This window comes from Metabacillus kandeliae, from assembly GCF_021166585.1.
Classification (GTDB): Bacteria; Bacillota; Bacilli; order Bacillales; family Bacillaceae; genus Metabacillus_B; species Metabacillus_B kandeliae.
In genome coordinates, this window is the sequence record NZ_JAJOZE010000007.1 from 19900 (window position 1) to 34444 (window position 14545).

General features: G+C 43.1%; 12 protein-coding genes. 7 read left to right on the plus strand and 5 right to left on the minus strand.

The window, feature by feature from the left end; genetic code table 11:
* The first annotated feature begins 62 nt into the window (after positions 1–62).
* The 3 genes from LRR81_RS14505 (at position 63) to LRR81_RS14515 (ending at position 2438) form a co-directional block, all read left to right on the plus strand.
* Positions 63–713, plus strand: a complete 651-nt coding sequence (locus tag LRR81_RS14505; RefSeq protein ID WP_231790104.1) for a glycoside hydrolase domain-containing protein — start codon at positions 63–65, stop codon at positions 711–713.
* A 96-nt stretch (positions 714–809) separates the two neighbouring features.
* Entirely contained in the window at positions 810–1715 is a 906-nt protein-coding gene (locus LRR81_RS14510; protein WP_231790105.1) for a chemotaxis protein, read from the plus strand.
* 129 nt (positions 1716–1844) lie between these two features.
* Positions 1845–2438: an HD domain-containing protein gene (locus tag LRR81_RS14515; protein WP_231790106.1), complete on the plus strand. Its 594-nt coding sequence runs from the start codon at positions 1845–1847 to the stop codon at positions 2436–2438.
* Positions 2439–2507: 69 nt separating this feature from the next.
* Here LRR81_RS14515 and LRR81_RS14520 read toward each other — a convergent pair whose 3' ends face one another.
* The 4 genes from LRR81_RS14520 to LRR81_RS14535 form a co-directional block, all read right to left on the minus strand.
* Positions 2508–2984, minus strand: a complete 477-nt coding sequence (locus LRR81_RS14520) for a YkyB family protein (RefSeq protein WP_231790107.1) — start codon at positions 2982–2984, stop codon at positions 2508–2510.
* A gap of 221 nt (positions 2985–3205) precedes the next feature.
* Complete coding sequence (locus LRR81_RS14525; RefSeq protein ID WP_231790108.1) at positions 3206–4714, minus strand: HD-GYP domain-containing protein; 1509 nt, start codon at positions 4712–4714, stop codon at positions 3206–3208.
* A gap of 106 nt (positions 4715–4820) precedes the next feature.
* Positions 4821–6116 carry an MFS transporter gene (locus LRR81_RS14530; protein ID WP_231790109.1) on the minus strand — a complete coding sequence of 432 codons (1296 nt, stop codon included), beginning with the start codon at positions 6114–6116 and terminating at the stop codon, positions 4821–4823.
* 79 nt (positions 6117–6195) lie between these two features.
* Complete coding sequence (locus LRR81_RS14535) at positions 6196–6588, minus strand: L,D-transpeptidase (protein ID WP_408631614.1); 393 nt, start codon at positions 6586–6588, stop codon at positions 6196–6198.
* 285 nt (positions 6589–6873) lie between these two features.
* Here LRR81_RS14535 and LRR81_RS14540 point away from each other — a divergent pair, with 285 nt between their 5' ends.
* Together LRR81_RS14540 and LRR81_RS14545 are read left to right on the plus strand one after the other, a co-directional pair.
* Positions 6874–8358 carry a Ppx/GppA family phosphatase gene (locus LRR81_RS14540; protein WP_231790229.1) on the plus strand — a complete coding sequence of 495 codons (1485 nt, stop codon included), beginning with the start codon at positions 6874–6876 and terminating at the stop codon, positions 8356–8358.
* 235 nt (positions 8359–8593) lie between these two features.
* The gene (locus tag LRR81_RS14545; RefSeq protein WP_231790110.1) at positions 8594–10708 is read left to right on the plus strand and encodes an RNA degradosome polyphosphate kinase; all 2115 of its coding nucleotides are present in this window, start codon (positions 8594–8596) and stop codon (positions 10706–10708) included.
* Between the two features lie 839 nt (positions 10709–11547).
* Here the strand turns inward: LRR81_RS14545 and LRR81_RS14550 are convergent.
* Complete coding sequence (locus LRR81_RS14550) at positions 11548–12375, minus strand: metallophosphoesterase (protein ID WP_231790111.1); 828 nt, start codon at positions 12373–12375, stop codon at positions 11548–11550.
* Positions 12376–12463: 88 nt separating this feature from the next.
* On the opposite strand from LRR81_RS14550, the gene fadH reads away from it, so the two are divergent.
* Entirely contained in the window at positions 12464–13228 is a 765-nt protein-coding gene (fadH, locus tag LRR81_RS14555; protein ID WP_231790112.1) for a 2,4-dienoyl-CoA reductase, read from the plus strand.
* 76 nt (positions 13229–13304) lie between these two features.
* On the plus strand, positions 13305–14528 hold the full coding sequence (locus LRR81_RS14560) for an EAL-associated domain-containing protein (RefSeq protein ID WP_231790230.1): 1224 nt from the start codon (positions 13305–13307) through the stop codon (positions 14526–14528).
* The last annotated feature ends 17 nt before the right edge of the window (positions 14529–14545 follow it).

Below are 14545 nucleotides of genomic sequence, written 5' to 3' on the forward strand. Positions count from 1 at the left end.
AACTGAGCCCGCCCTTTCATATGATGCAGCAAGAGAGATGAAGCGAAAGGGTGTGGGGTCCCATGGCTCGTAAAGTATGGGGAGTTGATTCGGCCAGAAAAGTCGATCAGGTGCTGCTGAGCTGTGTCCTGCAAAACTTCGGAACGCCGAAATTCTGGGGCAGGTATTTAACTGATATTTCCAATGTCTCCAGAGGGCTGACTAAAATGGAAATCAGCTTTTTGAGAAGCCATCATATCAAGGTTTTGCCGATTTATAATGTGTTTGACCAGGCGATCGGAAGAGAAAAGGCTGTAACAGCTGTCAGAAATGCTGTTTTCCATGCAAGGCGTCTCGGAATTCCGAAAGAAACCGCTATTTTTGCTAATGTTGAAAGCTTTTTTTCTGTTGATTCGGAATGGCTGTCGGGCTGGATAGAAACGATGGTCTCTGCTGGCTACAGGCCCGGTTTTTACCATGATCCTGTAAGCGGAAGCTTTCCTGCTGCCTATTGTGAAGCTGTGAAGAAAAATCCCCAGACAGCTGTGCAAAGCATCTTATGGAGCGCTGAACCGCAAACAGGCGTCAGCACTGAAAAGAAAGCACCGAAATTTCAGCCGGCCCTTCCGAACTGCAAAGCAAATACCTGGATTTGGCAATACGGCAGGGAAGCTGATGCATGCTCCATTGATACCAATCTTGCAGATGAACGGGTATTAAAATATTTATATTAAAGGATGAACGACTTTCCAGCCGCTAAATGAAACAGGATTTATGCCGATATAAAGCATAGAAGAATTCAAAAGTGTGCACATGGAAGGACGAATAGGATGAATCAGCAAAAAGGGATCTTATTGGAATCAGGAACAAATGAACTGGAACTGGTGGAATTTAGCGTCGGCACTAATAAATTTGGCATTAATGTCATAAAAGTAAAAGAGATTATTCAGCCGGTTGCCGTTACACCTGTTCCTCATTCACATCCTCATGTAGAGGGGATTATTGAGCTCCGGGGAGAAGTTCTGCCTGTTGTGAATGTTGCAAAAGCACTGAATCGCGAACCGCAGCCGCAAACCCGCGCCAGCAAATTTATCGTGACAGAATTTAATAAGCAGAAGATGGTTTTTCATGTGGATTCTGTTACGCAAATCCATCGTATTTCCTGGAACGAAATTGAAAAGCCATCCCAAATGTACCAGGGACTTGAAAGCCATGTAACAGGTGTGATAAAGCTGAAAGGCGAAATGCTGCTCCTGCTGGATTTTGAAAAAATCGTTGTGGATATTACCCCAGAGTACGGTGTAACTGTTGAACAGGTTAAAAAGCTTGGAACAAGAGAGCGCTCTGAAAAGAGACTGGTTGTAGCAGAAGATTCACCGCTTCTCCGCAAGCTGCTGCAGGAAACGCTGAACGAAGCGGGCTTTTACCATTTGGAATTTTTTGAAAATGGACAAGATGCACTGCATTATCTTCAATCCATTGTAAATGAAGGAACAGAAATAACGGATAGAGTACAGCTCGTGATTACAGACATTGAAATGCCGCAAATGGACGGGCATCATCTGACGAAAAGAATAAAGGACACGGCAGGACTTGCAAAGCTTCCTGTCATTATTTTCTCATCCCTTATTACAGATGATTTGCTTCATAAAGGCGCAATGGTTGGAGCTGAAGCGCAAGTGTCCAAGCCGGAAATTGCAGAACTTGTTTCAAAAATAGATCAGTTTATTTTATAATTTAGGTAACAGCCAGTTAGAGGCATTGCAGCAAAAGTACCCAGCCGTTCGGGGAAATGAACTGCTTGTTATACAAACAGGAAGGTCTTGCGTATTCCTTTCTGTTGGTGTAGTCTTCAAGCAGGAGCAATGAAGGGTAAACGCTTTAGGGAGGTGCTTCCGCTGAATTTAATTGATGAAGCAAGGCGCTATGCTGAACAAATGCACCAGGGACAGGTCCGGAAATTATCCGGAAAACCGTATTTCTCTCATGTGGAAAACGTGGCAACCATCCTGATGAAAGCTGGAGCCGGCAAAGAATTAATTGCTGCGGGCTATCTTCATGACACAGTGGAGGACACACAAACCTCACCACTTGAGCTTGAAGAGCTTTTTGGCACAAAAGTAGCTGATCTTGTGTCTTCTAACACAGAAGACAAGCGTTTAAGCTGGGAAGAACGAAAGCTTCACACAATACAGGCGATACAAAGCCTGTCGCTCGAAGAAAGATGCCTGCTTGCTGCTGACAAGCTTGATAACGTAAAAAGCCTTCATGAAGCCTGGAAGAAAAGCGGGGAAGAGATTTGGTCCCACTTCAAAAGAGGAAGAGATCAGCAAGGGTGGTATTATCAGTCTGTGTCTGAACAGCTGTTTAAAAATTTGGAGACAAAGGATATTCCGACATATTTCTTCTCTTTAAAGCGCTGTATCGATGATTTATTTCCATTATCCAAGACAGTATAAAAACATAGAATGCAAAAAGCATGCCCATTAAGGAGCATGCTTTTTGCAATTATGTGAGGCCGTTCATTCTTAAAAATAGCTTTCGCCAAGCCGCTTAAAGACGGGCTTGCTGTATACAGGCTCCTTTTTCTGGCCTGCCTTGCTGCGAGGGCTCTGCTGCTCTTTCAGACCGGTGTATTGCTGAAGAAGGGCTTTCGCTTTGGTAAGGGACAAATGAGTTTTGGGGTTTCGGTAGGCGGCATCAAGTTCTCCAAGATGCGGCAATTGATGGAAGTCTTCCTTTGTAGGAGGCATATGAAAATAATATTGGCCAGCTGAAACAAGAACATCTGACTGCTGACGGCTGTATTTTGGATTTTGGGAAAAGTGCAATCCTTTTTTAAAGGCTTTTCCTTCTGAGAGCAGCTTTAACAAAGCTCTCTTTTTTAGCAAATAAAGAAACTTTGGATTAGGAGCTGTTTTAGCATGTTTGTTTACTACAAATATGGCTTTGGATAAATTTTCAATTGTGGGTTCATATGAGAAGGAACTATTTTGGTCTTCCATTCTTTCTCTCCTTTATTCTGTTAGTGTTCCGTTATTAGCATTGCCTGCGAAATGCCGGCTAATAACAGCCATCTCTGCTGGTTATCTCTCATTATACTTTTTGGAAACGAGAATGCAACCGTCCTAAAGCTGCTGTTTCTTTTGGCTTATAAGGAAAAAATAACCAGGAGAAAATATAATGCTGAATTTCAAAATTAGCTTGCGCAGCTCTTACCCTCTTCTTATTCACTGGCAGCCTGACCGGCATTTTTACTTTGCATGATGTCTAGAAATAGTTGGGCGTAGTAAGGATCCCATTGGGTTCCTTTGCCTTTTTCAATAATCTGAAGGGCTTTGTGCACAGGCATGCCATCCCGGTAGGGCCTGTCTGATGTCATGGCATCAAATGCATCAGCCACAGCAAGGATCCTGCCGAACACAGGGATATCATTCCCTTTTTTTCCTTCAGGATAACCTAATCCGTCAAATCTTTCGTGATGATAGCGCACCCCAGGGATAAGAGAAGCCATTGCATCCGCCGGCTGAACCTTCGAAAGGATGCTTGCGCCAATCACTGGGTGCTTTTTGATTTCTTCAAATTCTTCCTCTGTTAAGCGGCCTTCCTTCAAAAGGATATCATCACGTATTCCTATTTTTCCTACATCGTGAAGCAAAGCGGATTTTTTCAGCTGTTCAAGCTCACTGTGCTGCAAGCCAGCTGATTCTCCTATAATCACAGCATATTCACTGACCCTGACAGAATGTCCTGCTGTGTTAATATCCTTTGCATCAAGAGCGACAGCAAGGGTATGGAAGAAGCTGTCAAGCAGTTCGGAATTAATTTTGTCCCGCTCCTTCAAACCATCAATCATTTGATTATACCCTGCAATCAATCTGGAAAACTCGTCTGAATAAATTTCTCCTTTATAAGAAAAATCGCCTTTTTCTACTTGGCGTATGCCATGAAGCAGGCTTGTAATCGGATCAACGATGTTGTGAAAAAGCAAATAGGCGCCAAGTACAGAGAAGAGGAGGGACATCACGAGGACAATCCCGGCCCAGCGCCAGTATTCACCGGAAATGGAAAGCCCGGCCTCTGTAATATGTACCTGTGTGGCAAGGCTGAAAAGTACTAGGGGAAAAACTCCGATATAGATGGCACTGAACATGATTTTATGCCTGATGGAAACATAGACATTCGCTTCCATAGCAAGATCAATTTTATGTATTTTAAACGTTCTTTCTTTCAGTATATTCAATACAGGCTTAATAGCCTGTGAGGAAAGAAAGAATTCGATCACTGAGTGCATGCCGGCTATTAGAATCGCACCAAGCATGGCAAGAAACACATAATAAACAGGAAAATTTAAGAGCTTCCATTTTATAGAGAGAATGGTCAGCAGAAGCGCAGGGATAGAAAACCCAAAAAGATGAGGTCCGTAAATCCTGAATACCGTATACATGGGAAATTGGTGAGCTCTTTTATAGGCTGAAACCAGGGCGTCAGCAGGTGGAAGATCAGTTAGAAGCACATCTCTGATCGGTCTTGTGTGAAAAGTAAAGAAAGCGAGTTCCGCAAGAATCATCACTGCAAAAGATACGCTCAGAATGCCGCCTAAAAGGAGCATTTCATTTCCTGTCATGCGAAGTGTTGAAAACATAAAAATGGCACCGATGCCAAACACTGCTGCGGCCGAACCGATCAAATAATTTTTCACTGCTGTCCGGAAAAAATTCCTGTAAACCATCATGCTTGACACAACCTTTATCTCATTAGCATTTCATACCTATTATACTAAAATTTGTCGAATTCGTAACGTTTAATTTGTAAGAAAAGGAAAAAAACAGCTTTTTCTATCAGGTTGTATGGGCGCTGCTTTTTGCGCTGGTGTTACTGACAGGCCTTGTATAATCAATCTTTCCTGCTTCTCTGCTTTGCTTAGGAAGAACCGCTGCAAAATAAAAGAAAACCGCCAAAAGGAAAAGCCCAATTCCATAGTAAATATAGTCTGTATTCTCGACAATTGCCGGAAATAGCAAAGCAATAATACCTAAAGTAAGAGACTGGCCCATCATGATCAAAGGATCGATCCACCCGCTCACTCTGCCCATATAGGAAGGATGCACAATTTTCGGCATCCACCCTCCAATAGCCATATTAACCGGTCCAAGACATGTGCCGATCAAAAAAACAATACTCAAATAAGCTGGAATGTTGCTGGTTCTTCCAAGCAAAAAGATGAAAATAGAAGCAGCAAGGATGGGATAAATAATCATGCTGTGCGGTTTCATTTTCTTTTGAAAAATTGTCCCTGCAGCACTCCCTGCGATGAGTCCGAATCCAAGCGCAGCAGCAAACAGCGAAGCATACCATTCATAGCTGTCAGAAGAGAACTTGTATTTCATTGTGTACATGGGAAGGATGGCAAAAGCTCCGTTAAAGAATCCGAAAACGAAAAATCCGAACATGATGGACGTCAAGAGCTTCTTCGATTGAATGTATTTTATGCCGCTGGAAAAATCAGTGAGGGCTGCTCTAATCCCGAATGCTGCTTTTTCAGGAATGCCATTAGGCAGCCTGGCACTCATCGGGATTTTGCACAGCCTGATCAGGACGGCAGAAAGGATAAAGCTGAAAAAATCAATGGCTACTGCCCCATGAATGCCGAGAGTATGATAGACAGCTGCTCCAAGGCCGACACCAAAGATCATAAACACACTGAAAAGAATTTGATTGAGTCCCGCTGCCTGAGCATATTGCTCCTTTTTAATGACTCCCTGAACAAGGCTGTTTTCCGCCGGAAAGAAAAATTTCGTAACAGCGCTTCTTAAAAATAGAATGCAAAAGACAATAGGAAGAAAACCGCTGAACAAGGAAAGGAAAAGAAGAATGCTTAAGAGCGCCCTGATCCAATCGCAATGTTCTGCAATTTTTGCCCTGTCAAACCTGTCCGCAGCTGCCCCGGCAAGAAAAAATACAAACAGAGTGGGAAGGGAATACATCATCTCAGCAATGGCAGCGTAAAAGGGTTTTGAGCTGAAATGATCCAGCAAATAAAAAGCAAACGCCATATTGCCGATGGTTGTACCCATTTGTGATGCAAGAGCTGCAAAGAACAGCTTAACAAAGGTCTGGTTTTTAAACAGATCCATTTTTTCGCCCCTTTTTTTATACAACTGTTTCGCAAAATTCACCCTGTTTTACAGTTAATTATATTTACTAAAAACTAAACTATCTGCTGATGCTCACTTTAGTGCCATTTGGAACGATAGAAGCAAGCTCCAGCACATCCTTGTTATCCAGCCGGATGCAGCCGTGCGTAACGGCTTTCCCAATCGAGGAAGGGTCATTTGTTCCATGGATGCCGTAATGCTTTTTTGATAAGCCAAGCCACATGGCTCCATAGGGTCCTCCGGGATCCGGCTCTCTGTTTACTATGAAAAAAACGCCGGATGGAGTAGCAGTCAGCATCTTTCCGATTCCAGCAGGATACACTTTCAATATTCGGCCGTTTTTAAATAAGATCAGCCGCTTTTTGGAGAGCGAGACGGCGATAGAGTATGGGTTGATTCTTCTGTTGGAAGCATTCGGTCCATAAACCCTCTGAGGAACCGATAGAGCCATCCTTTGTATTGGAAGGTAATAATTGGGTGAATATGGATAATATTTCAACGCAGTGCCCCCTTTATACCTTTCATTTTCAAAAAAAAAGAAACAAGTATTAAATGCAGCAATGGTTCCGGAGGGGAAAATCATTTCCTCCCTTTATAAACTATATGCAGTCACTCACAAAGGAAGTTCTTGCTATTGATCTTCCAAGCTATGGTATAATGAGGTCGATCTTTTTAGGATAGGGTGTTTCGATTGGAAAAAGAAAAATGTGCGATTATTGATATAGGATCCAATACGATGCGGCTAGTGATTTTTGAGCGCGATAAAAGCGGTCGTTTAAGGGAGATTGAAAACGTCAAGGCTGTTGCGAGGCTCCGTAACTATTTAACAGAAGACCAAAAGCTGTCTGATGAGGGAATAAGGGTTTTCGTTCAGACATTGCTCAGTTTTCAGGAGGTTACAAGGCATCACAATTTAACGGATATTAAGTGTGTCGCTACAGCTACGATCCGCCAGGCAGATAATCAGAAAGAAATACTGAAAGCAGCAGAAGAAAAAACGGATTTTGCCGTCCGTGTGCTTTCCGAATACGAAGAAGCCTATTATGGCTATCTGGCAGTCGTGAATTCAACCTCGATAAAAGATGGAATTACGATCGATATTGGGGGAGGAAGTACGGAAATCACTCTTTTCCGCGGCAGAGAGCTGAAAGAATATCACAGTTTTCCATTTGGCGCTTTATCGCTGAAAAAGCTGTTCGTAAAAAACAGCATTCCCACACAGGGAGAGCTAAAAAAGCTGCACCAGTTTTTGGAGGACCAGCTTCTTTCTTTGCCATGGCTTAAAGGTCAAAAACTTCCAATTATAGGAATCGGGGGAAGTGCAAGGAACCTTATTCAGACAGAGCAGGCATTAAAAGGGTATCCTCTTGCAGGAGTGCACCAGTACGACATTGGCTTTCAGGATATTGAAATGGTGCAAAGCTATTTAACTTCATTGTCTTTTCAGGACCTGCAGCGGGTTGAAGGCCTCTCGAAGGACAGAGCGGATATAATTATCCCTGCTATTGAAGTTTTCCGCACACTTTGCGAATTGACAGGATCCAGCCGGTTTATCCTTAGCCGAAAGGGACTGCGGGACGGGGTTTTTTTTGAGGAGCTGACAAAAGACTTTGGGATCAGCAAATTTCCAAACGTTATTGAAGAAAGCCTCCATGATCTTGCAGTTGATTTCGAAATAGATTTGGCCTATGTATTTCAAGTAACAAAAATCGCAGGAATGCTCTATAAGCTGATTGAGAGGGAAGGCTATGCAGATTTTGCTTCGGAGAATTTCCAGGACTTAAAGCGAAGTGCTTTTGTTTATAACCTTGGCCAATATATTGACTCTGAATCAAGCAGCCAGCACACATTTTACCTTTTAGCCAATCGCTCTATTGACGGTTTGTTTCCAAGAGAGCGCCTGAAAATTGCTCTAATTGCATCTTATAAAAGCAAAGCTTCTTTTAAGCAATATGTTGAGCCCTTTGATTCTTGGTATTCGAAGGAAGAACAGCAAAACATGAGGCTTTTGGGAGCCATCCTGAAAATCTCTTACAGCCTTAATGCAACAAGGAGAAATATTGTGAAGGACATTAAACTGGAAAGGGACAAGCGTGGCCTGTCATTAACAGTTGGCTGCGATCAGGATTGGGGACCAGAGGAATATCAGGTTGAAAAGCAGAAGAAGCATCTTGAAAAGCTGCTCAAAACAAATATTGATATTATATTTACAAAAAATTAATAAAATGCTGGTTTGCGGCTCAACGCAGCAGGATAGAAGTCATATAGTAGGCTTCTATCCTTTTTCACACCTGCTGTAAAGCTAACCGCCCGTTTTTATGGGGACAAAACGGTATAAAATCAACATTTAATTTACATACCATACATATAAAAAATATAAAATATTCCTTACTTTAAGAAAGTCAGTGGATTAAAATAAAAGAAAAAACTATTGCAATATACAGGGTGGCGATAACATGAACGTATCTACAGAGAAAATCGATTTGAAAAGTCCGCTTTATTACAACAACAGAGAATTAAGCTGGCTTGCCTTTAATGAAAGGGTTTTAGAAGAGGCCATGGACGAAAGAAACCCTCTGCTGGAACGGCTGAATTTTTTGGCTATTTTCAGCTCGAACCTTGATGAGTTTTTTATGGTCAGGGTTGCAGGGCTTCAGGATCAAGTGAAAGCAGGCTTTAACAAACCTGAAAATAAAGCAGGACTTACTCCGAAACAGCAGCTGGCTGAAATAGCGAGAAAAAATCATGAACTTGTAGAAAAGCAGCACACCACCTTTTCAGAGGTGCTGCTTCCTGCACTGCGGGAGGAAGGGATTCAATTCCTTACGATGGCAGAGCTCAACAGGAAGCAATTTAACCAGCTGGAAGAATTCTTCGAAGAACAGATCTTCCCTGTACTGACTCCTATGGCGGTAGATGCCTACAGGCCATTTCCAATGCTTTCAAATAAAAGCTTGAATTTGGCCGTCCTATTAGAGGACCCTGATGAAATTGAAGAAAACAAAGTGAAGTCAGCCATTGTACAGGTTCCTTCAATGCTGGACAGATTTGTCAGAGTGGAAAATGAAGACGGCAAACACCAGTTTGTCCTTTTGGAAGATGTGCTGAGCCATTTTATCTATAAGCTTTTCAGAGGCTATCATGTTGTATCGGTTTCTACCTTCCGAATTACGCGGAATGCAGACATGACGATTCACGAAGAAGGGGCAAGAGACCTTTTAAAGGAAATCGAAAAAGAACTGAAAAAACGGAAATGGGGCGCAGCTGTCAGGCTTGAAGTGAGAAAAGACCAGTTTGACAAAAGTTTGCTGGCTTACTTAAGAAATGAACTTGAAATTCATGAAAAAGATGTTTATGAAATTGATGCCCCGATTGATTTTACGTTTTTATTCAGTTTTTCTAAAGTGCTGGCTGCACATTATGAACATTTAGTGTATCAAAATCTTATTCCTCAGCCCCCGAAAGACATGGCTGCTCCTGAAATACAGGATTTATTTTCACAAATTTCCGAACGGGACCTCTTTCTTCATCATCCATATGAATCATTTGTTCCAGTAATTGATTTCATTTCAGATGCTGCAGATGACCCTGATGTCCTCGCTATTAAGCAAACGCTGTACAGAGTGAGCGGAGGCTCTCCGATTATTGAAGCGCTGAAGAGAGCAGCTGAAAACGGCAAGCAGGTGACTGTCCTGGTCGAGCTGAAAGCAAGGTTTGATGAAGAAAACAACGTTCAATGGGCAAAAGAGCTTGAGAAGGCCGGCTGCCATGTTATTTATGGGATGAATTACCTGAAAACACACAGCAAAATAACGCTTGTTGTCAGAAGGAAAAATAACCGGATTGAGCGGTTTGTCCATCTTGGCACTGGAAATTACAATGATAAAACAGCTTCCATTTATACTGACATGGGGCTGTTTACCTCAAAGAGAAAGTTTGGAATAGATGCAACGAACTTTTTTAACTATTTAAGCGGGTATGCGGAAAAGCCTGAGTTTCATCATCTATCAGTCGCACCGTTTGATATAAGGCGGGACTTTATCCGAAACATTGACGAAGAAATCCGCTATCAAAAGCAATACGGCAACGGCCGAATGATTGCCAAAATGAACTCCCTGACAGATAAAGACATCATTATGAAATTTTATGAAGCCTCAAACGCAGGGGTGAAGATCGATCTGATAGTAAGAGGAATCTGCTGCCTGAAGCCAGGAATTAAGGGAGTCAGTGAAAATATCCGAGTCAGAAGCATAGTCGGACGTTTTCTGGAACACAGCAGAATTTACTTTTTTCATCATAATGGAGAAGAAAAAACATTTTTATCTTCTGCTGACCTGATGACAAGAAATATGGAGAAGCGTGTAGAAATTCTTTTCCCCATTTATGATGGAAAGATAAAAAGCAGGATTAAAAAGGTGATGGATATTCAGCTGTCAGATAATTTGAAAGCAAGAGAGCAAGACAGCGATGGTGTCTATCAGTATGTAAAAAGAGCGCCATCAGAAGAGGAAGTTGACAGCCAGAAAGTGCTGTTTGACTTGGCCTATCAAGTGCTTGAAGACGAGGAATAGGACCGGGAATTTCCCGGTCCTTTTGTTATGGTGTGAATTTTTCCTTAAGAGCTTGTCGGGGCTGAACGAGCGGCTTGCGCTTTTCTTTATTGTCCAGCTCCAGCGCCTAGCCCGATCTGAGTCGCTTCACAAAAATCCAAAAAGTCAAAACCGGACTTTCTGAATTTTTGCTCCAGCGCTTGTCGGGGCTGGTCAAGGCGCTTGCGCTTTTCGTTGTCCAGCTCCAGCCGCTAGCCCCTCGAGGTCATAAGCCGCTCATCCAGGGAAAGGAAAGGACGCCTTTCCCCGGCTGATCGTCTTATGCTTGTCGGGGCTGAACGAGCGGCTTGCGCTTTTCTATATTGTCCAGCTCCAGCGCCTAGCCCCTCGTGTCGCTTCACAAAAATCCAAAAAGTCAAAACCGGACTTTCTGGATTTTTGCTCCAGCGCTTGTCGGGGCTGGTCAAGGCGCTTGCGCTTTTCTATATTGTCCAGCTCCAGCGCCTAGCCCCTCGAGTCGCTTCACAAAAATCCAAAAAGTCAAAACCGGACTTTCTGGATTTTTGCTCCAGCGCTTGTCGGGGCTGGTCAAGGCGCTTCCGCTTTTCTATATTGTCCAGCTCCAGCGCCTAGCCCCTCGAGTCGCTTCAGAAAAAACCAAAAAGTCGAAGACCAGACTTTTCGGTTTTTTCCTCCAGCGCTTGTCGGGGCTGTTCGAGGCGCTTGCGCTTTTCTTTGTCCAGCTCCAGCCGCTAGCCCCTCGAGGTCTTAAGCCGCTCATCCAGGGAAAGGAAAGAACGCCTTTCCCCGGCTGATCTTCTTATGCTTGTCGGGGCTGAACGAGCGGCTTCCGCTTTTCTTTATTCCAATACAAACATCGTCACTTCAGGGGGTGAAAACAGTCTCAGGGGGAGGCGGGCTGTTCCGACGCCGCTGCTGACGTATAGGTAGCGGCCGTTTTTGATGTAAAGTCCTTGCTTGTAATTGCCGCTGCTATGGCTGAGGTCAGGAATCTCAATAAAGGGAAGGTTTATTTGTCCGCCGTGGCTATGTCCTGAGAGCTGAAGCACTGTTTTGCTGCAGGCGCCTCCTTTTATGAGCACAGGTTCATGTACCAGCAGCAGAACATGTGATTTTTTATTGTCTGGGATGACCGGGCACTTCGGAGCGCCCAGTATGGCATCATCAATCCCTGCTGCATAGAAACGGTAGTCTTTTGATGAATACAGCAGCTGTGCTTCATTAACAAGCAGGGTAAAGCCGGATTCCTTCATGATCTTTTTATAATTGTCTGTTCCGAAACCGCCATGATCATGGTTGCCATAGACAGCAAATTTCCCCATAGGCGCTTTTATTTTCTTTAAAACCTTCTGAATCAAATGGATATCCCCGTAACGATTCGGTTTGTCCATCAAGTCTCCAGTGAACACAAAAATATCTGGCTTTAATTTGTTTGCTTTCTCAACAATGCTGCTGAGCCGGGCAAGGCTGAAATGATCTCCAAGGTGCACATCGCTGAGCTGAAAAATTTTGGTTCCTTTTAAGGCAGGCGGCAGATCTGGAATGTCCAGCCTGACTGTTGCATCACGGAGAGTGTTCGGTTCAATGAACAGAGCATAAAAGAATAAGGCGGCAGTAAGAATTACAGCAAAAGCAGCACTTTTTTTAACGGTTCTGACAGTTCTCATACTAATATTTATGAACTGGCATAGAGGTGCATGCCAAACTATGATAAAATATGAATGGTTATTCATTCATTTTAGGGGGGGTTGCAGAATGGAAGGAAAAGTTATCATTGTAACAGGCGGTTCAAGCGGCATGGGCAAAGCTATGGCGAAGCGCTTTGCTGAACAAAAGGCAAAGGTTGTCATCACAGGGCGCAATCTTGAAAAACTGGAAGAAGCAAAAAAAGAAATAGAAGGCACAGGAGGCCAGGCAGCTGTTTTTCAAATGGATGTCAGGGAGCCTGAAAAAGCGAAAGAAATGATAGCGTTTACAGAAGAGAATTTCGGAAGTGTTGATGCGCTGATCAATAATGCGGCTGGAAATTTTATCGTGCCTGCAGAAAAGCTTTCCGTAAACGGCTGGAATTCCGTGATTAACATTGTGTTGAATGGCACGTTTTACTGCAGTTCTGCTGCAGGAAATTACTGGATTGAAAATGGCAAAAAAGGTTCCATTATTAATATGGTGGCAACTTATGCTTGGAACGCTGGAGCTGGAGTCATTCATTCTGCCGCCGCTAAAGCTGGTGTTTTGTCTATGACCAGAACGCTTGCTGTTGAGTGGGGACGCCGCTACGGCATCAGGGTCAATGCTATAGCACCCGGTCCGATTGACAGGACTGGCGGGGCAGATAAGCTGTGGGAATCTGAAGCTGCTGCGGCAAGGACGCTTGACAGTGTGCCGCTCAGGCGTCTTGGGACACCTGAAGAAATCGCCGCGCTCGCTTCATTTATTTTATCTGATGACGCAGGCTATATTAACGGCGAATGCATCACAATGGACGGAGGCCAGTGGCTAAGCCCGCATCCTTTCTAAAACAGGACTTTTCTGACTGTTTCATCCCCTTTCTCATGGATATGATATAATCATCCAAACAGAAAGAGAAAGGGGGATTGTCTTGGATTCACTGGATATTTTGACTAGCGCAGATCGTGCTTTGCCTTACTTTCAGCCGATTTACAGTGCAGACGGGCAAATTGTAATCGGATATGAAATATTAGGCAGAATAGAATACAATGATAAAATCATTTCGATGGGTCCCTTTTTTATGGATGAATCAGTTCCGGAAGAATATAAAATCGAAATGGATGATTTGATTTTAGCAAAAGCTCTGGATCTTGCTGTTTCTGAAAATGATTCTTTTTTGCTGTTTATCAATCGGGATGCAAACCTTCTGATGATGGACCAGGGAGAGAGCTTTCTAGGACTTTTAAAAGAATATGAGGAGCGGGGTCTTGCGCTCGATCGGATTGTTTTGGAAATTACAGAACATAATTTTAAAGGCGATTTTGGAAGACTGCAGCATATGCTGACCTATTTTCGTACATATGGAATCAAATTGGCGATTGAAAATGCCGGACAGGAAAGCAGCAACCTGGACAGAATAGGCAAGCTGTCTCCTGATATTTTAAAAATAGGTCTTCAGCCGCTTGTTACGACTTCACCTGATGAAGCTTACCATCACGTTCTTCAGTCCATCGCTTTATTGGCCCGCAAAATTGGAGCTGCCGTTTTATATGAGGATATAGAAGTCAACTTTCAGCTTCAGTATGCCTGGAAGACAGGCGGCCGGTTTTTTCAAGGCTATTATTTAAGCCATCCGGAAGGCCATTTTATTGAAAAAACCCTTCATAAAGATAAGCTGGCTGGGGAGTTCAGGCAATTTATTCAAAGAGAAAAAAACAAGCTGGAAAAGTTTCATCAATTATCTCAATCCTTCTCCGAACGGGTTCAAGAATCGCTGGCTAAATTCAAAAAAATCGGTTCTGATTACGATGCATTGATTAGAGAGCTGTCCTTAGATCTCACTGATTGCAGCTTTAGAATTTATATTTGCAATGAAGAGGGGTTTCAGCAAACTGAAAACATTTTCAAATCAGGGGAAACATGGGTATCGCAGCCTGAGTACAAATTGAAAAACTGGAGCTGGCGGCCATATTTTCTTGAAACTATTTTCCGCATGCGCAGAAACAATAGAGGCTATTTCAGCGACTTATACAGGGATATTGAAACAGGAGAATCAATCAGGACCTTTTCTTATCCGATTGGAGAGGGACTGTATCTTTTTATTGATCTTCCTTATGCCTATTTATATGACCAGGATGGCATGCTGTAATTTGCATGATCTTCCAA